The sequence below is a fragment of the Arthrobacter sp. FW306-1B-F12A genome, from assembly GCF_058781865.1.
Genome location: NZ_JBYSXD010000032.1, coordinates 18,859 through 40,558, shown reverse-complemented (window position 1 = coordinate 40,558; position 21,700 = coordinate 18,859). Strand labels below are relative to the sequence as shown.

Annotated in this window: 17 protein-coding genes; 2 read left to right on the top strand and 15 right to left on the bottom strand. The window is 60.3% G+C overall.

Features of this window, described 5'->3' with window-relative positions; translation table 11 throughout:
* Positions 1 to 134 precede the first annotated feature (134 nt).
* The 10 genes from AC3WJU_RS15255 to AC3WJU_RS15210 all read right to left on the bottom strand — a co-directional run bounded on the left by AC3WJU_RS15255 (position 135) and on the right by AC3WJU_RS15210 (position 11,946).
* Positions 135 to 314, bottom strand: a complete 180-nt coding sequence (locus tag AC3WJU_RS15255) for a hypothetical protein (RefSeq protein WP_492260269.1) — start codon at positions 312 to 314, stop codon at positions 135 to 137.
* A 439-nt stretch (positions 315 to 753) separates the two neighbouring features.
* Positions 754 to 1,713 (bottom strand): ornithine cyclodeaminase family protein, encoded by a 960-nt coding sequence (locus tag AC3WJU_RS15250; protein ID WP_492260268.1) that lies wholly within the window; start codon positions 1,711 to 1,713, stop codon positions 754 to 756.
* 1,269 nt (positions 1,714 to 2,982) lie between these two features.
* Positions 2,983 to 3,201, bottom strand: a complete 219-nt coding sequence (locus AC3WJU_RS15245) for a hypothetical protein (protein WP_492260267.1) — start codon at positions 3,199 to 3,201, stop codon at positions 2,983 to 2,985.
* A 348-nt stretch (positions 3,202 to 3,549) separates the two neighbouring features.
* Positions 3,550 to 4,794: an NAD(P)/FAD-dependent oxidoreductase gene (locus AC3WJU_RS15240; protein ID WP_492260266.1), complete on the bottom strand. Its 1,245-nt coding sequence runs from the start codon at positions 4,792 to 4,794 to the stop codon at positions 3,550 to 3,552.
* Positions 4,795 to 5,292: 498 nt separating this feature from the next.
* Positions 5,293 to 6,279, bottom strand: a complete 987-nt coding sequence (locus AC3WJU_RS15235) for a dipeptidase (protein WP_492260265.1) — start codon at positions 6,277 to 6,279, stop codon at positions 5,293 to 5,295.
* A 38-nt stretch (positions 6,280 to 6,317) separates the two neighbouring features.
* A complete protein-coding gene (locus AC3WJU_RS15230; RefSeq protein WP_492260264.1) occupies positions 6,318 to 7,379 on the bottom strand; it encodes an ABC transporter ATP-binding protein in 1,062 nt (353 codons plus the stop codon).
* Positions 7,366 to 8,319: an ABC transporter ATP-binding protein gene (locus AC3WJU_RS15225; RefSeq protein ID WP_492260263.1), complete on the bottom strand. Its 954-nt coding sequence runs from the start codon at positions 8,317 to 8,319 to the stop codon at positions 7,366 to 7,368. Before AC3WJU_RS15225 ends, AC3WJU_RS15230 begins: the two co-directional genes overlap by 14 nt.
* Before the next feature lie 61 nt (positions 8,320 to 8,380).
* Positions 8,381 to 9,310, bottom strand: coding sequence for an ABC transporter permease (locus AC3WJU_RS15220; RefSeq protein WP_492260262.1), 930 nt, complete (start codon positions 9,308 to 9,310; stop codon positions 8,381 to 8,383).
* Positions 9,303 to 10,223 carry an ABC transporter permease gene (locus AC3WJU_RS15215; RefSeq protein WP_492260261.1) on the bottom strand — a complete coding sequence of 307 codons (921 nt, stop codon included), beginning with the start codon at positions 10,221 to 10,223 and terminating at the stop codon, positions 9,303 to 9,305. The genes AC3WJU_RS15220 and AC3WJU_RS15215 overlap by 8 nt, the downstream gene beginning before the upstream one ends.
* A gap of 82 nt (positions 10,224 to 10,305) precedes the next feature.
* Positions 10,306 to 11,946 (bottom strand): peptide ABC transporter substrate-binding protein, encoded by a 1,641-nt coding sequence (locus AC3WJU_RS15210; protein ID WP_492260260.1) that lies wholly within the window; start codon positions 11,944 to 11,946, stop codon positions 10,306 to 10,308.
* A gap of 403 nt (positions 11,947 to 12,349) precedes the next feature.
* On the opposite strand from AC3WJU_RS15210, the gene AC3WJU_RS15205 reads away from it, so the two are divergent.
* Both AC3WJU_RS15205 and AC3WJU_RS15200 read left to right on the top strand, forming a co-directional pair.
* Positions 12,350 to 12,634 carry a GntR family transcriptional regulator gene (locus tag AC3WJU_RS15205; RefSeq protein ID WP_492260259.1) on the top strand — a complete coding sequence of 95 codons (285 nt, stop codon included), beginning with the start codon at positions 12,350 to 12,352 and terminating at the stop codon, positions 12,632 to 12,634.
* 9 nt (positions 12,635 to 12,643) lie between these two features.
* Positions 12,644 to 13,039: an FCD domain-containing protein gene (locus tag AC3WJU_RS15200; protein WP_492260258.1), complete on the top strand. Its 396-nt coding sequence runs from the start codon at positions 12,644 to 12,646 to the stop codon at positions 13,037 to 13,039.
* A gap of 324 nt (positions 13,040 to 13,363) precedes the next feature.
* Here AC3WJU_RS15200 and AC3WJU_RS15195 read toward each other — a convergent pair whose 3' ends face one another.
* The 5 genes from AC3WJU_RS15195 to AC3WJU_RS15175 all read right to left on the bottom strand — a co-directional run bounded on the left by AC3WJU_RS15195 (position 13,364) and on the right by AC3WJU_RS15175 (position 21,505).
* Positions 13,364 to 14,047 (bottom strand): GntR family transcriptional regulator, encoded by a 684-nt coding sequence (locus tag AC3WJU_RS15195; protein WP_492260257.1) that lies wholly within the window; start codon positions 14,045 to 14,047, stop codon positions 13,364 to 13,366.
* Between the two features lie 934 nt (positions 14,048 to 14,981).
* Positions 14,982 to 16,130 (bottom strand): o-succinylbenzoate synthase, encoded by a 1,149-nt coding sequence (gene menC / locus AC3WJU_RS15190; RefSeq protein WP_492260256.1) that lies wholly within the window; start codon positions 16,128 to 16,130, stop codon positions 14,982 to 14,984.
* Positions 16,127 to 16,915 carry a GNAT family N-acetyltransferase gene (locus tag AC3WJU_RS15185; RefSeq protein ID WP_492260255.1) on the bottom strand — a complete coding sequence of 263 codons (789 nt, stop codon included), beginning with the start codon at positions 16,913 to 16,915 and terminating at the stop codon, positions 16,127 to 16,129. Before AC3WJU_RS15185 ends, menC begins: the two co-directional genes overlap by 4 nt.
* A complete protein-coding gene (locus AC3WJU_RS15180; RefSeq protein WP_492260254.1) occupies positions 16,912 to 18,072 on the bottom strand; it encodes a M20/M25/M40 family metallo-hydrolase in 1,161 nt (386 codons plus the stop codon). The genes AC3WJU_RS15185 and AC3WJU_RS15180 overlap by 4 nt, the downstream gene beginning before the upstream one ends.
* Entirely contained in the window at positions 18,065 to 21,505 is a 3,441-nt protein-coding gene (locus AC3WJU_RS15175) for a serine hydrolase (protein ID WP_492260253.1), read from the bottom strand. The genes AC3WJU_RS15180 and AC3WJU_RS15175 overlap by 8 nt, the downstream gene beginning before the upstream one ends.
* Positions 21,506 to 21,700 lie beyond the last annotated feature (195 nt).

The following is a 21,700-nucleotide window of genomic DNA, read 5'->3' as shown; positions in this document are numbered from 1 at the left end:
GGGTTGGTGAGGAGGTCATCTACGACATTGCCGAGGACGCAGGTCCAGCAGCGTCCTCCGCTGTGGAGTTCGTCTGCTGGGGAGAGTATTGAGCGAAACGAACTTTTTCATAAGTTATTGGATCTGGCGTGTGTTTACTGGTTTTGGGGCTTTGATTCGGTGGCTAAGGCCATGACACCGGCAGAGACACCGCCCGCACCCACACTCAAGAGGACCAGTCCGAGGCCTAGGCCAAGTGTGGAACTAGCGGAGACAGCTCCGATGACTCCGTAAAGTGTGAGCAGAAGATTGACCGGGAAGTAGATTCGCAACATGGAGGGACTTTCTTCGAGGCCTACCGGGCTGGGGGCGGTGGCTAATTTGATGGCCGGGTCTGTTGTAACTTGGTTCCCCGGTGGCCAGCGGCCAGCCGTAGGTTGTTTGCTGCCACTGCTCTGTCCGGGGGAGTGGTGACACCGTCGACGAACTCACTGTGAAATCCGGTCCGCCGCGGGCCCTTCAGTGCCCCGGTTAACTGGTAGCGCCGGTATTAGCGAGCACCGGTGCCCCTCGGCCAGCCACCACCGGATGAGCGCCACGGCCTCCTCGGCCAAATCGGCTGGTCGGACCACTTCCTGCTCTTTTCTCAGTCTTACTTATGCAAGTACTCTCAAAGTGAATTTTGTTGGCTGTGAGCCCTCCATCGTCAACGCCGAAGTCATGTGTCCGATAGTTTTCGATGGTGCGGATATTCTTTGAGGTGCAGGCGGGTGTCTATCGCGCTACAGCTTGACTTTCTGTAAATGCCTGGATGATTGCCGTTGCAATGACCAAGTCCTCCCAAGACATGCCCGAACTTTTAAATAGGACGGGACGATCCAGGTCCAAGTACGCGGCACCGTTGGCAACGTCTTTCATCGGGATCAGCGCGTCCTCAGTTAGATGTCCTTCCGCAATGGCCATAATGATGTCCCCTGACTCACGGAGAGCCGTGGGTACGTCTTCAACGATTACCTGCGCACGGCCGCAGAACGCCCCATCCACTTCTCGGATGTGGGGTTCGTGGGAACCTACAGCGACAACGATGACATCACTCCGTGCCACGGAGGAGTCAAAGAGGGGTCTACTTGCGGAGGTCGCGCAAACTATTACGTCGGCAGCGGCCACTGCAGCAGATGCTGCCTGTGACCCTGATTCGACGACCTGTCCTGCTGCAAAGGGCGGCAAGCTGACGCGAACTGGATTGCGGACGATGTAGGTCACATTTTCTATTTCTCGTCGGCCGTCCATGACGTCAATGATGGTGTTGACATGCCCAACGGCCTGGTGGCCAGCGCCAAAGATGGCCAACCGCAGGGGAGTGGATCGCCGGGCCAGGACTGGCTGGATTGCTGCCACGGACACGGCGGGCGTACGGAGAGTCGTCAGAGCCGCGCCGTCCAGGATTGCCTCCGGCGTGAGCGTAAGAGCGTTAAAGAGTATGTAGAGCGCCTGAATTCGCGGAAGGTCCCTATCTGGATTTTCGGGATTTACAGTAGCTATTTTTACACCGGCATGATGGGCAGTCTCCGCTGGCATTATTAGGAACTGTCCCTGGTTCAGGGGGACGATTGCCCGTGGCGGATCCGTAGCAGGATTCAGTCCTGCGACTAAGGCATCCGTAATAGCAGCGGTCGCTTGTGCAGGACCGAGAAGGTCGCGGACCTCAGTGCCGCTTATGAACTCAAGCTGCATTGGTCTCACCGCAATCCCGGCGAATAGAGGAGCGGGTTGTTTTCGTTTCTGGGATCAAAATTGTTTACCTGTGTCTTGCGGCGCCACATGGTGACACCTGAGCGAGTGAGTCCGGGCCGAGACATCTGTGAATAGGAAGCCGAGGTGCATCAACCGTGGAGGAACCGATCGCAACTCAGTTTGGCCATGGGAGAACGGAGCAACCCGGTCGTTGGCCTGTCCATTGCTAACCCCACCTCGGCTCGGTAGGGTATTACACCTGATAGTAGACCGAAGTTGGTGTTCGCGCCAGCCAAACCGCACTAACTGCATTGCCCGCCGAAGGGGGGCGCCAGATGAACGGGATCAACGATGAACGGTACGGGAACGTCCGGCCCGACTTCGAGGCGGCGGGTAGACCCAGCAAAGAAGAGAAGGCGAAAGGCGGCGACGATGGTCTGGAGCGGCGAGGGACAAGAAGTGGCCGCCCGCGCAGCTGGTAATCGTTGGGGCTTTGGTTGCCGCCACTATTGACTTGGTGACGTGGGCCAACGGTGACAGAACGCAGGTCTCCACAGTTTGTAACGTCAATCTGCCGGACAGCGCCTTTTCAGAAAACCGCATTATCCAAGGATGGCCGCTAGGGGCGGGCCGATTTAGGCGCACTTTCCATAGGGAATGGCGGTAGCCCGAGAAGCTTTCCAGCCTCTGTCCCCGTCGTAGCGCCGTCCTATATAGCCTGTCCCTCGACAGCAGTAGGATCCGCAGTGGGGAAAGACTCCTAGCGAAATCAGGGGACTAGTTTGTCGCCCGGCGAATTGCGGCATTAGCGGCCCTTCGCAGATGAGCATGGTTAGGGCCGGCTGACGCGTGCCCAGCGGCACGCGCCGCGCTCCGGACTCCGGACGTCAACCCGCTTCCCGGTGAACGCTGCCGCAGGGTCCGGACTGGTCTGGCCGCCAGACCGTGTGCCGACCAATGTCGAGCAGCTTCCGCTCACCGCAGACGTCCGTGATAATCCAGACAAATCCGTGTTCGGGAAACGTCATGTCAACCCACCCGCGCCACAATGCGCCCGTTTCGTGATCTCTCACGGCGATGAGGTGGCCGCGGGCCAGTGACAAGAAAATTTCAATTTCGCATTCTGTCAGCGACGCTTTCGACCCGTTTCTCCCCGGCCCTGCGTCGAGAGCCGCCGCCCGCAGCGAACAGCCGGCCCGGCGGGCAGTAGGGCAGACCATATTAAACGTGCTGCTGGCCGGCGCCCCGGAGTCACCGCTCATCCCTCGCTTATCGCAGCTCACACCCCCACCTTTCGAGTGTCACACCCGGGGGGACGTTGCTGTTCAAGCGCGCTTCATAGCGGCCTGCGGCCAGCCGAGTCACGGAGATGCCGACGTCTTCAGTCATCGCCGCCGGCTTCAGGAGATCCACCGCCTCATCCATGGCGGCGTCCAGTTCCATTCGGGTTTGAACGGCTACGACGAGACAACTGGGTGCTGTGTGCATGATGATGAGTCCTCACTCTCAGGGGGTGATCAGTACTTTTGACAGGCCAGCTGCCGTGGTGGCGTGGAAGGAGGAGCGGTAGCCGCCGGCATGGTCAGTTCGGGGTCGAAATCCTGGCGGCCGGTTGGCCCGGCAGAACTTAGGGGACCAGAGCCAGCGACGAAACGGCAGCTTCCAACGCCAGGTTCCCGATTTCCCGGTGCCCGGTCTTTGGTTTCAACAACACGGTCGGTCAATCCGCACTATCGGAGCCAACTGACCAACCATGCTTAACTGCGAAGGGCCGCATTAGCGTCCACCTGAGGCCATCAGATCAATTGCAGCGGGATATGGTTCAGCTATGGTTTGTCAAGAGAGGAACCTGTCCGCTGCGAGACTGGATAGATGACGGGCTGGCGCTTCCCCCGCGGCCATTTCAGCAATGAGTAGCCCGGTGGGCGGCGCCAGGCTTACTCCCAGCATCGCATGACCACTGGCTATCAGGACATCGGTGCGCCGGCCTGAGGGGCCGATAATGGGCAACCCGTCCGGGGTCATCGGGCGAAGTCCGGTCCACGGCTTCGGCGCACTTGGCAGCAAAGGCCATTCCTTAAAGTAGGTCGGGAGACTTTTGAGAAGTCCTTCGGCCCGGGCCTTTCTGATGTTTTCGTTGATACCGCCAAACCCCATGGTGCCAGCGATACGTACCTTCGAATTCAGTGGTGTAATCGCGACTTTGGCTTCGGCCAGATACATCGGATGATCGGGACCGCCATGCTGGAGCGGAAGGTCGAAACCGTAACCCTTGCCTGATATCAGTGAGATACGGCTCCCAATGCCAGCTAGGACTTCATTTGTCCAGACACCTGCAGCAACCACGATTCTATCGGACTTGAGTTTCTCCTTATCGACCGTAACGGCAACGGAACCGTCATCTTCGATGTGGAGTTTGGCCCTGTGGCCAAGTCGAAACTCAACTCCGTCGCGCTGGCATGCCGCCGCTAATCCGCGAGTGAAGGTGCCGGGGTCCAACGAGCGGTCACCGTAAGTTTGTAGGGCGCCGACCACATTTGCTGTTGCTTGTGGCAACTCCCGTGACACGTCCGTACCATCGATTGCACGCCATTTAAAGCCGCTGATGTGCGCTCCCATGGTCTGCAATTCAGTCGCATGTTTGTCCAAGTTGGCCACGCTGGTGTAGAGCATGGTGAGCGGGCCGCTGTGCGTCTCGAAATGGACGCCGTCCGCGGCCATATCGTCGAAAAGCTGAAGCGTTTCGCGGCTGAGATGTGCGAGCACCTTCAACCCGGCCTCAAAACGGGCGCTGGTGCAGTTCCGCAGCATCTCCATCATGAAACCGATGTAGCGTGGACTTAAGCTCGGTGAGACGTAGAGCGGGCTATCCCGCCTGAGCATCCAGCGTAGTGCTTGGGGGAGCATGCCAGGAGCGGGAACGGGAACGGACATGCTCGGGACGACCCATCCGGCATTGTGGCCAGAGGCCTTGCAGCCCGGGTTTCCGGCATCGATAACAGTTACTTCGAAGCCTTTTTTACGCAGGTAGTATGCAGAGGCCAGCCCAATCGCCCCGGCACCGATAACAATCGTCTTCATAGTCTTTCCAAGTGGTAGTTGTTCCTCGCCTTGGGGCAAGCACCGCGATGGAGTTCCTGGTTTCAGGTCCTCCAAGGGCAGGAGGCGCCTCTGCGCCGTTTTTTGACGTGCCGAACATGGACAAGGTGGGGTTTCTTGGTGTGTGCGCATCCTCGGTGCTGGCCCGATTCTGCCTTGATGACAGGCTGTCGATTCATTCAAAGGGATAGCGACAGCAGCGTTTTCCCGGATCATCTGCTCGTCGTGCGTGGAGCCGATGCCGCGTCGTTTGGCACGAAAGGCTAACTCGTCCGGCCTACTTAGCGAACCACAGCGAACATGGACCTTGCTCACCTCGAAGGAAACTTGGACAGTGCTCAAGAAATGCCGCGAACTCTCAATGGCGCCGTCCTCTCGCAAGGTCAAAGCCTGGGTTGACGACGGCGCCGGAACGAGTTTCGCGCGACCAAGTTCTGATCGTCCGGTTGAGGTGCTGCATCGCTAAGTCCTGCTACATGCTCAAGACACGGCTTTGGTGCTCCACGCGGTGTCGAGGGTACGCAGCAGGTTTTCACCAAGAATTCCGTCTGTCTCTTCTTTTGAGAACCCTCTGGCACGCAGTGCCGGACGTAGATTGGTGAATTCGTTCCACCATGAGATTCCTGTTGGCCATTCGTAGGCTCGCGCGTAGTAGCGCGGATCGTACTGGTAGAAGTCGAAGTCGTACTCGTCCTCCTCGTTGAAGTCGAGACCGATGCTAACGTGGCGGGCACCAACGCGCTCAGCAATGTACGTCGCGTGATCGAGTAGTTGTTCCAGCGACGCGTGATCGTCGCCGCAAATGAACCTTGGGTAGGCACACAGTCCCATCACCCCCCCGCTTCGGGCCACGCCATCGATGACTTCATCAGTAAGGTTCCGCGGACTGTCGCAAACGGAACGGGCATTCGAATGTGACGCGATCACAGGGGTCTGTGCCATATCCAGGATATCCAAACATGTCCGGCGGCCGACGTGAGACAGGTCGACGGCGATGCCTATTTCCTGCATCCGGGTAATCACCTGACGCCCGAAGTGGCTGAGTCCGGCGTCGCGCTCCTCAAGGCAACCGTCACCAACGTAGCCGGCATAGTTGTATGTCGCCTGCATGACGCGAACACCCAAGCGGTGAAACGTGTCTACCATCTCCAGGCTGTCGCCGATCGGGGAGGTGCCCTGGAAGTGCATCACCGCGGCCAGGTCACCTCCTTGCACTATTTTTCGGAGTTCGGGCACGGTGGTTGCCACTCTAACGCCTGTATTCGGGCGCTTATCTGCAATCCACCAGTCATTGAGCGCATTGATTGCTGTCTCGCGGGTTTCCACCGATGCCACAGTGACGAGGGCAGCCTGGATGCCACCGGCACGAAGCTTCGGGGCCTGCGCCGAAAGCGTGCGCGGTGTAAACCCAGGTGCGCAGCCGTCCACGCAGACCGGCTCGGTGTTGGCAGTTAATTGTGAGCTCACGTTATGAATATCCAATCGGTTGCTTGTTCAATACAGTTCTATTCGGAAATGCCCATGGGCGTTACCTCATCTGCAAAGTGGCAGGCGCTCGGGTGTTCTGAACCGGGCCGCGCTACGAGGACAGGAACTTCTTCGGCGCATTTATCCTGTGCCTTCCAGCAACGTGTCCGGAAAGCACATCCAGTCGGTTTGCTGGCCACACCGGGGACTTCACCGGCAAGCACAATTCGCTCACGTGCTCCATGTCGGGCAACATCCGGAGCGGCCACCGCCGAGATCAGCGCCTGGGTGTATGGATGAGTTGCGTGACTGTAGATTTCCCTCTCCGAACCTCTCTCGACGATCTTTCCGAGATACATGACGGCCACCCTGTCGGAAACATGCCGAACAATAGAGAGATCATGTGAAATGAAGATGTATGAGAGGTTGAACTCTTTCTGTAGGCTTGCCAGCAGGTTAACCACTTGAGCCTGGACAGAAACGTCCAAGGCGGAAACGGGTTCATCGCAAATGATCACTTCGGGTTTGAGCGCGAGTGCCCGGGCAATCCCAATCCGCTGTCGCTGACCTCCCGAAAATTGATGCGGATACCTGTTCAGGTAGTCGGGATTGAGCCCGACGACATCCAAGAGATCTTTCACCGCCGCCTTGCGTTTGGACTTGTCTAGGACCTCCGCATGGATCTCAAATGGCTCGGCCACGATCTCGCCGACGGTCATCCGGGGGTTGAGCGAGGCATAGGGGTCCTGCATCACGATCTGGATCCTTCGCCGCATGCGACGAAGGTCTGCCCGACCCATGTCGAAAAGGTTTTTGCCGTCCATAAGAACCTCACCGGAGGTTGGACGGTCCAAGGCCATCAGAAGCTTTGCCAAAGTTGATTTGCCGCATCCTGACTCGCCAACGAGCCCCAGCGTCTCGCCCCTGTTCAAACTCAAGCTAACACCGTCAACTGCTTTCACAACGGTGGTCGTCCGCTTGAAGACCCCCCGGGTTACCGGGAAATGTCGGACTACGTCCCGCACTTCCAGAATGGTGTCAGGCGACCGAGCGTCTCCGCCCGAGGAAATGTCGGCGGCAGCGTTTCTAATTTGATTCATCGAGAACCTCCTCCCAGAAGTGACAGGCCGATGTCCGGCCGCCAGGTATTGACACAAGCGGTGGCTCTTCCACTCGGCAGATGTCCCGGGCCCTGGGACATCGGGGGTTAAATGGGCAGCCTCGTGGGGCGTTGGCCGGACTGGGAGGGGAGCCGGGGATAGATCGCAACATGCTGCCTTTGTCCTCCGGGGTAGGAATGGAGGCCAGCAGACCAGCGGTGTAGGGGTGGGCCGGTGCGCTGTAGATGGCGTCGGCGGGCGCTGACTCCACAACGCGGCCGGCGTACATCACCACAATCCGGTCGGCCACTTCTGCCGCGACCTTAAGGTCGTGGGTGATGAGCAGTAGACCCATTTGGTGCTCTTGTTGCAAATCAACCAGCAGCTGCATGATTTGAGCCTGGACCGTAACGTCCAGTGCGGTCGTAGGCTCATCAGCGATCAGCAGCGAAGGGTTCATTGCAAGTGCCATCGCAATCATGATGCGCTGCCTCATGCCGCCCGAGAACTGATGTGGGTAATCGTGGTACCTCAAGGCTGGATTGGGGATGCGGACACGTTCCAAAAGTTCCAGCACGCGCTGACGAGCGTCTTTCCTCTTGATATCAGCATGCTCCAGGATGACTTCCAAGATTTGGTCCCCGACCCTGTGCACTGGGTTAAGGGCAGATAGGGCGTCCTGGAAGATCATCGAAATCTTCCCACCGCGGTATTTCCGGCGCTCGTCGTCCCGAAGGGCAAGCAGATTTACGCCCTCAAAGTTCACCTCGCCAGCAGTGACCTTCGCGCCCGTGTTGCCCAGAAGTCCCATGATGGCCAGCGACGTGACGCTCTTTCCGGACCCGGACTCACCCAAGACAACGACTGTCTCATTGGCATTAATGGTCAGCGAGACATCCTTCACGATATGTATCGCCTGTTTGTGGACGGTGAAGTCCACCCGTAGTTCCTTGACGGATAACAATTCGTTGCTGCTCCACTTTGTTTCGTTGTGCATCAGATCACCGCAGTTTCGGATCAAAGGCGTCACGGATGACATCGCCCAGCAGGACGAAGCTTAGAACCGTTAACCCGAGAAACAGTGAGGGAAAAATCAGCAAATGGGGGCTGACTGTAAACGCGGCTTGGGCGGCGGATAACTGCAGTCCCCAGGAGATGGCGGGATACTGCAAGCCCACGCCCAGGAAGGTCAATGTAGCTTCCGCGACAATGTATGCGCCGATATTCAGGGTTGATAGGACGATGACCGGAGTGAGGGCGTTCGGCAGTATATGACGCGTGATGATTCTCCAATTGCTGGCACCCAGGCCACGGGCGGCAAGCACGTAATCGACGTTGATGATGGAGACTACGGTCGAGCGCATGAGCCTTGCGAGTACCGGCCAACCCAGAATCGCGAGCACGAGCGAAACCGTCCAGATATTTCGATCAGTGAGGGTGGTGAGGAGGATAAGGCAACCCAGAAGGAACGGAAAGCCGAAGAAAACGTCGCTGAGTCTTGAGATGACCGCGTCCAGCCAGCCTCCAAAGAATCCTGAAATGGAACCAAGAACGACTGCAAGCACGAGGCAGAAGAGGGTGACCAACAGCCCAACGCTGATCGAAGCGCCCGCCCCATAGATGACGTTTGCATACACATCGCAGCCCTGGGTATCGAGTCCGAATGGATGTCCGGGGGAAGGGCCGTTGTTGCTTAGCCCGAGGTCGCACTGACGTGGATCACCGGATCCAAACAAGCCAGCGAAAATTCCAGGCCACACCGCCATAATGAGCATGATCAGCACGACTGCGGCCGAGAGCAGGAACACCGGATTCCGGCGCATGTCGTTCCATGCATCTCGGGCCAGGCTTGATTGGGTGTGTCCGTCCTCTTGGGCTCCGAGCCCGGCGGCGACCGGGGGATTGTCCTGAAGAACTGTATGGTCACTCATATCTGATCCTTGGGTCTAAGAAAGCGTAGAGAAGGTCAACCAGCAGGTTCGTCACCAGAAATATCAGAACGAGGAGGCTGGCAATACTAACGACAACCGCTCCCTCGTGCGCCGCTGTGGACCTGAACAAAAGCTGGCCTATTCCCGGTAAGTTGAACACGCCTTCTATAACTATTGCCCCGCCCAGGAGGTAGCCCAGTTCAATGGCCAGGAACGTTATGGCCGGCACCAGGGAGTTACGCAGGACGTGGTGCGTGAGCACGCGGAAGTTGGATAGCCCTTTGGCATGGGCGGTGCGGGCATAGTCGGCCCGGAGATTTTCGAGCACGCTGGAGCGAACCAACCGGGCCACGGATGCCATGCCGTAGGTGGAGAGGATGAAGCCGGGGAGGATGTAACTGATCCATCCTTTGTCGATACCCGAAACCGGGAAGATGCCAGCTTTGACTCCGAGTAGGATCTGAGCGGTGTAAGCCAAAACGAAGATCGGCAGCGAAATAACTGAAATACTGAAAAATAGAATTACGTAATCAGTGACCTTCCCTCGAATTGCCGCTATTGTTCCTAACGCGATTCCGAGGACCGCCTCAAAGAGCATAGCCGTCAGCGCCAAATTAATGGTGACCGGCCAGCGTGAACCCATCTGCTGAGCAACTGACCTGCCGGTGAAGTCGGTACCTAGGTCGCCCCGTAGCAGGTTCCCGATGTAGGCGAGGTATTGCTTGTAGAACGGGTCATTGAGATGGAACTGTTCCCGGAGCGTATTAATAGTGCTTTCGGACAGCGGGCGACTTCCGCTGAGCGCGCGAATCGGGTCTCCTGGAAGGGCCCATACGGCGGCATAGATTATAAGTGTCACGCCGAAGAAAACGAACACCATTTGGATGATTCTACGGAGCGTGTATCGTCCCATTTAGTCACCTCCTGATAATAAATAGTCGTGGGTTTCGATCCATGCGGGGGCTGGCGTCATACCCGCCAGCCCCCGGTTGCAGCTACTTGAGCGCAATCTGATCGAGGATAAGTCCGTTCAGGTTGACCATCGGTTTCTCAATCCGGTCGCTGTATGCGGTCACGCCCTGGAGAACGTACACCGGTGTCACCGGGAGATCCTTCATGACCTGGGCCTCAGCCTTGTGGAACAGGTCCGTGGCCTCCTGGGACGATTTTGTTCGCTTCGCCTGTTCGAGGAGGGAGTCCACTGTCGCGTTCTCGTAGAATGCCGACCGTGGGTTGTAGGAACTGCCCTTTTGGAAGGCGCCCGCGAGAATGTCCAGCGGTGTCGGCGTGGTGGAGCTCCAGGCGGTGAGGAAAAGGCCTTTCGGTCCGGTTTTGAGAGAGGCTTCGTATTCGCTCGAAAGCAAGCCGGTGAGAACAACATCGGAAATTCCTAGGTTCTGGCGGATGTTATTGGCAAGCGCCTGAACGTACGGCTCGTCTCCCTTGCCCGTTATATATTGGATCTCCAAAGGACCAGACCATCCACCTGCTGCGGCCAGCAGGGCCTTGGCCTTTGCCGGGTCGAACTTGCAGCTCTCACCGCAGCTGTCAGTTCCCCCACCGACGGTGCCGGCAGCCAGCAAGCCGGTTGCAGGGGTATACAGGCCACCGTAGATTTTTGAAACGATGGCATTGCGGTCAATTGCCATGGAGATGGCCTGCCGTACGCGGATGTCCGTGAAACGCTGGTCCCCGTGGGGGAAGCCAATCCAGGAGGGGTATACCTGCTGGCTTGTCACAACGCGTCCCGAGAAGTCCGACTTCGCCTGTGCCAGCTTGGTGCTTGGGGGCTTCGTGAAGGTGCCGTTAAGGTCAATATTTCCTGCCAGCAGGTCGGTGTAGGCCGTGTCGGCGCTGCTGTAGGTCTTGAACTCGATACTGTTGACTTTCGGCTTGGTCCCCTTGTATCCCCCGAAGGCCTTCACCTTGACGTTGCTGCTGGGATTTTCCCAGGTGCCTTCCATCTGGAAGGGACCATTACCGATTGGTGCTTTGTCATATGCGGCCAAATCGGAGAGTGCAGACTTCGGTAGCGGGGACCAAGCGGTGTAACCACCTGTCATTTCAATTTCGAGCTGGCTATCGGGCGCTTTGAGAGTCACCTCGAATGTCTGAGGATCAATGACTTTCAATCCTGACATTGTCTTGCTGGTGGGCTGGCCGGTTGTGGGGTTCAGTTCGTCATAGCCCTCAATGTTTGTCAGCTGGTAGTTTTGGCTCCATGCGTTCGGGCCGTACGCAGCTGTGTTCAAACCATCAAGAAAGCTCTGTGCTGTGACTTCTTCGCCATTGTGGAAGGTCCAGCCCGGCTTGATTTTTACGGTCCACACCTTGTTGTCAGGCGTGGTGATGCTCTCCGCTTGGACGAGCTTCAGATTGTTGTCCGTGTCGAAAGTGACGAGCGGTGAGAACAGCGCATTTACCGCATCGTTGTTGTAGCCACTGCCCCAGCCAGGAGTGAGGTGGTCCATCTCAAATTCGGAGATGCTCACACTTCCGCCGGAAGATCCCGAGTTCACGCCGCTGCCCGACGTGTCACATGCGGTTAAAGCAAATACCGTCGCTGCTACTGCTACCACCGCTCCCGCCCGAATTCCTTTTCTTGCGGTGGTGACGATGTGTTGCTTTCCGGTCATTTGACGTCTCCTTCAGGTTTCATGCAACGTCCTTCCCTATGTGATGTCCAGCCGCCGGCGAGACATCACACCAGATTTTGTCGATGGGTGCAATGCCCATTTTTAGAAGTGCAATCGCCGAAGCACCTGGATGGCTACACCGTGTAAGCATCTTCAGGCGCTCCGCGCTCCGCATTTATCTGTGTCCGGCACTTCTCTTACTGCTCAATCCAGTGGAGAGCGAACTCCGTGCTCTCGCTCTGCGACTCGCCGCCCGCCGGTCTTGACCCGACCTGTGGGCGGGGCTCCAGAACATACAAAGTGCATGTAATATGTGTAACACCTCACACCTTACAAGTCAACGGAGGTGGGTTGGATACCCGTCCAGAACGGCACTCAATTCTTACGAAACTAAGGAGGCCCAATGACAGAGTCTCATTTGACCCTGGCTCGTGAGACAGCCGACGTTCGATACGTCCAGTCTTCGGCACCAGGCAACACGCATTCTCCGAGCCCGAATTATTACAGGCCGCTTATCCAGGGCAAGCTGTACGTAGTCGGGCCGCTGGCGGCAGAGCTCGGTGTGTCCATCACTCCCGTCCGGGAGGCGCTGCATGATCTAGCCAATGACGGTCTGGTCAAGATTGCGCGCAATCGCGGATTCACAGTCCAGCTTTTGGATGACCATGATCTGGATGAAATCCTATAACTCCGCCGTATGTTGGAAGTCCCTGCCGTGTGGAGGATCGCAGAGAAGCGTCTGGTTGCAAACCTGGCGGAACTGCAAGAACTTGCGATCGCAACAGAGGAGTGCGCGGATGACGGGAACTGGGTTGGATTCCTTAATACCGATCGTGCTTTCCACCTGGCGCAGCTACGCAATTTTGGCAACGCGCGCTTGTTGCATTTCGTGGGAGCGCTACGCGATCAGAGCCGTCTCTACGGTCTCGACCAGTTTGCGAGAACCAGCGAATTGATCGAGACAACCCGTGAGCACGACAAAATGCGCCAGGCCCTGTGCAACGGTCGCGCCGATGAGGCCGCCACGCTCATGGATTGCCACCCTAGCCATACCCGGGGAACTTGGGCCGGTCAGCCAGTGGAAACCGAGTAACTATGTGGGGCGACCCATCCATGGTGGGCGATCTCAAAAGCAGCTCAATCCGCCAACTGGTACGGCAGCGAACCCAAAACTCGACCCCCATGTCGCCGGTGTGGGTTTCTAGCCGGTGTCAAATCATCGAACATGCACGTCCGTCGATATGTGTACTTCCTCGTCGCCAAGTGAGGGACCGAACTGTCCGGCAGGCTTGCCCGTGAGAGTGGCTCAGCCCGCAGCCTGGAGATTATTCTACGGTCCAGCATTTACGACCTAATACCGAACCCCTGGGGGCCAACACCGCGGTTGCTGGATCAGAACGGGACCGGCACTCCGTGGTTAGGGCTCCTCTCGTCCTGCCCAAATGCCGCGGACATGCCGCAGGTGGGTTGCCATAATTTCGGCTGCTTTTACAGCATCGCCAGCTTCCATGGCGTCCAACAGAAGTTCATGTTCTCTAGTCGATCGAACGAAAATGTCCGTTCCCGCAAGCGGTCCCAAACCCAGCAGGCGGCTTTGGTCGCGAAGCGTCCCAACCATTTCGAGGAGCTTCTTGTTGTCCAGCGCCGAAAGGATGGTTAGGTGGAACTCGCGGTCGGCGTCGACAAATTCTTCCCATTCCCCTGACGCTGCGAACGCGTCCGTCTTCCTGCAGAGTTGCCGCAAGGGTGCGAAATCGGCGATCAGCGACCGACTGGCGATCTCCTGAACGGAGGACACCTCGAGCATGGCGCGGATCTGCACGATATCATCCAGTTCTTTGTTTGATGGTTGCCGCACAAGAAATCCGCGATTGCGCTTCATCTCGATCAGACCTTCCTTGGCCAGGTCATGAAGCGCCTCTCGCACTGGAGTGATCGATACGTTCAGCCTTTCAGCAATGGCGCCGATCGAGTGCATGGAACCCGGCTCCAAGCGCCCGGAAACGATTTGCGAACGAAGGATGCGTATCGCTTGCTCACGGAAGTTTTGAGTGCGCACTTCCTGCCCGGCGCCTTCGTTCCAAGCTAATGCTGATGTCACGGTCACTCCTTCACGAGATGAGGTTTCATACCTCATCATAGTGCGTTGGCGGCTTGCAAGGCCTTGTGCCAAGGATGTACGACTGGGCGGTGGATATTGTAGAGTAAGGTATGACACCTTATACCAAGGCTTTACTGGGAAGGAGCGGGATCCGATGAAGGCAAAAGCGTCGGTGCAACACGCAGCATCTGAGGCGGTCAACTCACGGAACCTTGCCCGAAGCGGCAAGCCGTGCCCGAAAAGTGGTTGGTGGGCTCCAAACACGGAGGATCCCCAACCAATAGACGTCATCAAGGGAAGTTTGATGCCCCGCAGGAAAAACCGGGCGGTTGAATGGACCCAGGTCCCACAGCCCGTGCGTTCTTGGGAGTTAGGTCCGCCTTCAATTGATTACTAACCGCTGACAGGACGTCGGTTTGTTAGAGGAAGGCATCCTCAGGGGTGTGGTCGCTCACTTCGGTGCCCAGCAGGATGCGGACTCCGGAAGGTCCCGTGTCATCCTGCAATCAGGCCCCACAGAAGCAATCGCGGGATTACGCCCGTTTCTTTGGTTCGACTCGAAACGGAAGTTCCCTGACCAAAACTACTCTATGGATCGACGGGTTCCAGAGCGGATTGAGATAGTGATCGCCGAAGCTCCACGACGACTGTATACGTTCATCACTGTTGCTTATCGGCAGAAGCCCTGAGGAACCAGTTCCGTCCAGTGTTGCGGACCGCGCATGCCTTGAGAGCGCCAGCGAATGTCGACTCGACAAGTCTCTCATTCTTTCGACAGGGGCTACCCTCAAACCGCCCGTTAGCGTCGAGCGCATGGCCGAGTAACAGGGGGTGCAAGCGGGCCAATTTTAAGACAAGGCACCAAGCGGAGAGCAGCAAGCCGACGGAGCCCGGCCCAGCAGGGACCAGGCTCCGTCGACAGCGGACGCACGTGTCACCCCTGCGCCCAGAGCTCCGCGGGCGGGCCGGCATAGCGGTCAAGCATCTCAGGGATAGGCGTAGCCCCGAGGCCCGGGGAGGTCGGCACGGCGACAGAGCCGTTCCGCAGCACGATCGGTTCTGTCACGTCCTCGGCGTAGAAGCGCCCGGATGCAGAGATGTCACCAGGTAGCGTGAAGCCGTCCAGGGCCGCCAGTGCTGCATTGGCCGCCCGGCCAAGTCCCGTCTCCAGCATCCCCCCGCACCATGCGGCCACCCCGTTCGCCCGCGCCAGATCGTGGATACGGCGCGCCTCCAAGTAGCCGCCCACCCGCCCCGGCTTGACGTTGATGATCGAGGCTGCCCCCAGAGAGATCGCATCCGCCGCGTCCTTGGCCGACTCGATTGACTCATCCAGGCAGAGGGGCGTATTCATGAGCTGAGCAAGTTTAGCGTGCTGCAGTAGATCGTCCTCCGCGAGCGGCTGCTCGATCAGCAGCAACCCGAAATCGTCCAGTCTGCGCAGCTGCCGCGAATCCACAAGAGTATACGCAGCGTTCGCATCCACCTGCAGCGGGACCTCGTCCCCGAACTCCTTGCGCACCGCGGCCACAGGCGCGACATCCCAGCCCGGCCGGATTTTCAGCTTGATCCGGACGTAGCCCTCATCCAGGTATCCGCCCACGGTGCGCAGCAGATCCTCTATCGAATCCTCGATCCCAACCGACACGCCAGACGGTACCTCGGTCCTCGTGGCCCCCAGGTACGTGGCGAAGCCAATGCCGTGCGCCTTCAGCTGGGCGTCCAGCACCGCCATCTCGAGCGCCGCCTTCGCCATCCGGTGACCCAGAATGTGCTCCAGGCGTGCCGACACGGTTTCGGCCGTCAGATCCGCACCCGATTCTTGGGCAGCTTTCAAGACCGGGAGAAGGTACTGCTCGGTGACCGCCCGCGCTCCGGCTAGATACTCGGAGGAGTACACCGGATCGGCCATGGAGACGCACTCTCCCCAGCCCACCGTCTCCACGGCACCCGTCCCAGTCTGTACTGTCCCGGCCACTCGCAGGAGATAGGTACGCTTGAGGGTCTGCGTTGCGAACGACGTGGTGAAGGGGGCCACAAGGGGCAGGGCCAGTTCACGCAGCTGGATGGATTCGATGATCATGCGGACCTCCGGGAGAAGACATAGGTGCCGGTCTGGCTGAACCCCAGCGGGGTCCAGTCTTCCGAGCCGAGTAGGGGACTGAGGGCCTCTCGCAGGGCGAGACGCCAGGAACGGGCCAACGAGGGTGACTCGAGCCTCATGCGCTCGATATCGGTCGGGATCTGAAGTGCCACCATCGCCCCAGCCAGCACTGATCTATCGATTGTCGGATGGCCCTCCGGGTTGACCTTGAGGAGGAGCCCGGCGTCGCAATCAGCAGACAGCGTGCCGAGGGTGCGGGAGCCGTCGTCGTCAATGCGCCAAGAGACAGTCATGCGATCGCTCTCATCACCCCTATTGATGCCGTCCGACATGACGCCGTAGTAATTCGCGGCGTAAGCAGTCGGCGCCGCGCCGAGGGACGTCAGATTGAAGTGCGCGTTGCGCGAAATAAGCGGGTCGAACGTCCAGCGGATCGTGTCAATCCCTCGTTCGCGGCACCACTGCCGCTGATGTCTCTTGAGGGCACGTCCCAGCCCGGCGCCCGCGTGTGCGGGAAGCACTCCGGATATGTGCGAGTGCAGCGTCCGACCCAGCGGCTCGACATGGAACCCGATACATCCTCCGACCAGTTCGTTGTCAACGAATAGGCCGGACACGAAATGCCCCCCGGCGCGCAGCGCCACCAGGGCGGGGACGTCCATCATAGTGTGGCCAGTCGGGCCCCAGATCCGATCGAAGACCTGGATGAGCGCGGCGAGCTCCTGGGGTCCGTCCAACAGCCGGATCCTGACGTCGCCACTCATAGAGTGCCGTCCTCGGCCAACACGTCATCGATGAGCGCGGCAAGCAAGGCTACCCGCGGCCCCAGACCGGCGACGACGGCGTGCTCGTCCTCGGCGTGCGCGCCCCCGCCCCATGCTCCCAGACCGTCGAGGGTGGGCACACCAAGCGCCGCCGTGAAGTTGCCGTCAGAGGCGCCCCCTACGGCCAACGGCTCCACGGTCCCGAGACCGTGAAGCTCCGCGAGCCGCCGGGCACGGGCGAACAGCTCAGCGCTCATCCCCGCTTCCAGAGGTTTCCTGTTGATGCCGCCGTCGACTGTCAGTTCGATGCCAGGCAAATCCGCTCTTAGCGCACGGATCGCCGTGTCGCAGCGAAGCTGGGAGGACACCGTCGTGGCGCGGATGTCGACATCTACCCAAGCCTTGGCCGGGACTGTATTCGCGGTGATTCCGCCCTGGATGATCGTGGGCACTACAGAGAGACCCGGTTCCGAACCGTGCATCTCGGCGAGGCTCAGCACCACCTGGGCCAGACCCACGGTCGCGTTCACTCCCGCATCCGGGGCGAGCCCCGCATGCGCGGCGCGCCCGTGTGCCGTGATCCGATACATGGATACGCCCCTGCGCTCGGTTTTGAGCTGACCGCTGTCACCGCCGGCCTCGAGGACAAAGACGGCGGCAGCGCCGGAGGCGGTCTCCTCGATGAGGGCCCGACTTGTGACGGAGCCGACTTCCTCGTCACCCGTGACCAGAATTGTGACCCCGTCCAGGCTCCGACCCTGCTCCACGAGGATCTTCAGCGCGTGCACAGCAACGGCAATCCCAGTCTTCATGTCCACGGACCCGGGGCCGCGCAGCACACCGTCGCTCACGCGGGCAGGCAGCCTGTCCAGGCTACCCCGCGGCCAGACCGTGTCGTGGTGGGCCAAGATGAGAACCCGGGTGGGCCCACCGAAGTTGAGCCTCAGGTGGCTCACCCCGTCGATCACAAGGCGTTCCGGTACGGCTCCGAGTCGCTCCTCCAAGTAGGCTGCCACGGCGTGCGCACTAGCGGCAACCGAGGCAGGATCGGACGACGGCGACTCCACGCGCAGCAGCCGGACCGCGTCGTCGAGCAGCGTGTCTAGGCGGCTCTCAGCCTGGCTAAGCAGGCTGATCCGGCGTGGACGCTCAGTCATTTGCGACCCGCCTGCGGAAGGCGCGGGTGCCGAAATGCAGTACGGTTCCGGCGCGATGATCGCGGCGCCACACCTGTTGCCAGCCCGGAAGCCCTGGGATGCCCGCTGCGAAGCGGCCGTTACGTCCGCGCACCAGCGTGTACACCGCCTCGCTCGTGATGGGGCCCCGCCCGTTGACGTCCAGGGAATCGGAACGGTACGCCGTGAGGACCCCATCGGCCCAAGTCACGATGATCTGCGCCTGGGCGTCTCCATAGCTGCCCACCAATGTGCCAGCCTCCTCGTCTGTGAGCGGCGCGCTGTCCGGCTCAGGCCCGAACGATTCGGGGACCCTGATTCCGCCAAGCTCGCCGAAGACCTCGGCGATGAGCTCATCCGCGGCCGGGGCCATCAGGCCGCCGTTAGCCGCAAACATAAACGCCAGGCCCGCGTCGGGCGAGATCCGCTGGAACGACTGCTGGCGGAGCGTCTCGCCGCTGTGGCCATGCACGCGCTTGCCGTCCCAGACGTTGATGAGCCAGGCCAGTCCCTGTTGATCGGAGGCGGCCTCGTTGCCGGAGACCCCCTGGTCCGTGAGCATGGCGTCGTAGCTGGCCCGGCTGAGCAGCACGGGGGAGTCAGAGATCGTGTCTGCGGCGAAGCGCAGCACGTCCTCCACCCGGGCGTTGATCAGACCGGCCGGTCCCACGAAACGGCCGTGCAGCACGTGTTTCACCGGCCCGTCCGGATCGTGCCCCACGGCGGAGGACAGGCGGATGGTGTCATCGGGAAGTACTGTGGAGTGCTTCAGCCCGAGCGGTTCGAAGATATGCGTGTACACGGCCCGGTCCCACGTCTCACCGCGTAGCACCTCGATGATGCGGCCCAGGATCGCGAACGCCGTGTTGCAGTAGGACCAGTCCTCGCCAGGGGCGAAGTTCTGTGGCACGTCCGCCAGCCCTGCCACGAACTTCTCCACCGCATCATCCCCGCCGCCGGTGTCCCGGAACACGTCGCCATCGATGCCGGAGCTATGGGTGAGCAGGTGCCGCGGGGTCACCGTGGCGGAGACCGTCTCATCGGCCACGGTGAATTCGGGCAGTACCGCCCGCACCGGGGCGTCCAGGTCCAGCAGGCCCTCCTGGACGAGCTGTTGGATCATCACCCCCGTGTACACCTTCGTGTTGGAGCCGATCTGGAACAGCGAGTCGGGGTGCACCGGCTGTCCGGTGAGTGTATTGAGCACGCCCGCGGCGACGGTGATCACTTGGGGCCCGGAGCGCGTGGTGGTCAGGATGCCCAGGGAGGCTCCAGGGATCCCGTATTTTGCGATGACACTCTCCAGACGTCGCTGCCAGTAGGCCTCGTCGACAGTCTTACGTGCGGGGGTGGGAGAGAGGTGGCGCTCGAACCAGTCGATGAGGCGGCGGCTGTAGTCCATTCTGTGCGAGGGCCGGCCGGTCAGCACGAATGCATGGGAAGCGCCCGGGTAGAGGACCAATTCACTCTCAACACCCGCGAGTACCAAGCCCGCGTGCCACTGCTCAGCCTGCGCCAAGGGGCAGCTCAGGTCCGCATCGCCGTGCAGGACGAGCGTTGGTGTGGTGACTTTGTGCACGTTCTCGATCGGCGAGAGGCGCCGGGAGTTGCCGGTGGTTGGGTCGAATTCGAACCGTTCCAACAATATGCCGTGGTCGGATGGCCCGGCGATGTGGGCGAGGTCGCAGAGCAGTCCACCCGCGACGGCGGCCGCGAAGATGCCGCTCTGGGATGTCAGTGCCGCGGTCATGAAGCCGCCGTAGCTGTATCCGGTGATCAGCAGCTGGGCCGGATCGACGATGCCTTCCTCGACCAGCTGCTGCACTGGCTCGAGCAGATCCGGTTTATCCGTCTCACCCCAGCCGTCATGGACGGCCGTGAAGAACGCCTCACCGTAGCCATCGGAGCCGCGCGGATTGACCATTAGCACTGTGTAGCCGCGGGCGACGAGCTCGGCATGGTGCGGCTGCATGAGCGACTGCGTGCCGGTCCAGGCGTTGTGAGGACCCCCGTGCACATCGAGCACCAGCGGGCCGGGGCCGGTGAGAGACTGGTCGCGCAGCACGAACGCCTCTACTTCGCTGCCGTCAGAGATAGTGAAATGGCGCCGCTGTGGAATGGGGAAGTCGACGCCGCCCAGCCCCGCTCCGAAGGCGGTGAGTTGCATGGGATTAGCCTCCGGGTCCGAGCCGTCAAGCGGGATCTCCACGAGTTCCCCGAAGCTGGATGCCGTGCTCAGTGCAGCCCGGACGGAGTTCCTTCCTACCGCGTGGCCGGATACTACACGCTGGGCGCCGCTCAGCAGGGGGCGAGGCGCGCCGCCGCCGAGCGGAGCGATCCAGAGGTGGGTGGATCCGCCCTCCCGCAGCGCGAACACGATCTCCCCGCCAGCCGTCAGAGCGGGACGTCCGCCCGGGTAGCCGACGCCGCCCGCCATGACATTGCGGTCCAAGCACGCAGTCAGCGACCGGTCCTCCCGCACCCCGGCAGGGTCCACGAGCAGCAGTTCGGCGTTGTGGGAACCGGCCTTGGCGGCGCCCACGGCCAGGATACCGGCCTCGCCGGGCAGCCACAGTAAGGGAGCATGTAGCGCGGCTGAGGTGCCAACCGAGCGGACCGGGAAGGTGGGAAGGCCCAGGTTGATGACATGCACGCGACTGGCCAATCGCCCGGCCGAGTCGGGCTCGATCCCCGCGGCGAAGGCGAGCTGCGCGCCGTCCTCGGAGAATGCCGGCTCGGAGGCGTCCCAGTCGCCGTCAGTTACCCGGCTTACGGCGCCCTCGTCGACCGTGAGAAGGAAGAGGTGGGTGCGCTGACTCCCTCGCATCCCTATACCGTCGATCTTGTATGAAATGCCACGAGTGACGAAGACGTCCTCCCGCGCGGCCCGCCGGTCCACCGCCGCGGTCAAAGCGATCCGCTTGCCGTCGGGCGAGACCACCGGAGTACCGACGCCGCGCGGGAAGTCTTTCGCGGTAGTCAGCGCACGGGCCTCTCCGCCGGACGGGGAGATTGAGTGCAGCTGCGGGACTCCGGAGGCGTCAGGGCGGAGGAAGAGTACGTCTCCGGTAGCTTCATGCCAGCGGGGGTTGGAGTCCGCCGGGCCGCAAGTGAGGCGGCGAGGGACGGAACCGGCGGGAGCGTCCACGATCCACAGTTCAGAGGTACCGCGGTCAGTTTGCGCATCCGCCGCTTGGCAGACGAACACCGTGGTGCCGTCCGCAGCGGTGCACGGTTCCGTCGGGACCGCTACCGACAGGTAGTCGGCGATCCTCGCGCGGCGCGCCGTCGGAGCTTCGGTGCCGGCGGAAAAGGTCTGGCTGCCCGGCTCACCGTCTCCCCAAGATGTAGAAGAGTGGGCATCAGATCGCGTGCGAAGTGGTGCTTGGGACTGACGGGTCCGCGTCGAATTCATCGTCGAACTCCCCTTCCTTTCCAAGATTCTGGGGCATTAGGTGTAATACCTCACAATAGCACGTTCGCCCCCGAGGCGCTGCAGCTCGAAGCTTGACTGCAGTTCTCGAAGCTTACTTCCCCTCCCGTTGTTTGACCGGCAGAGGGAAGACTTAGATGAATCCTACTTTCTAGGCGACTATTGAGGACGAATTGT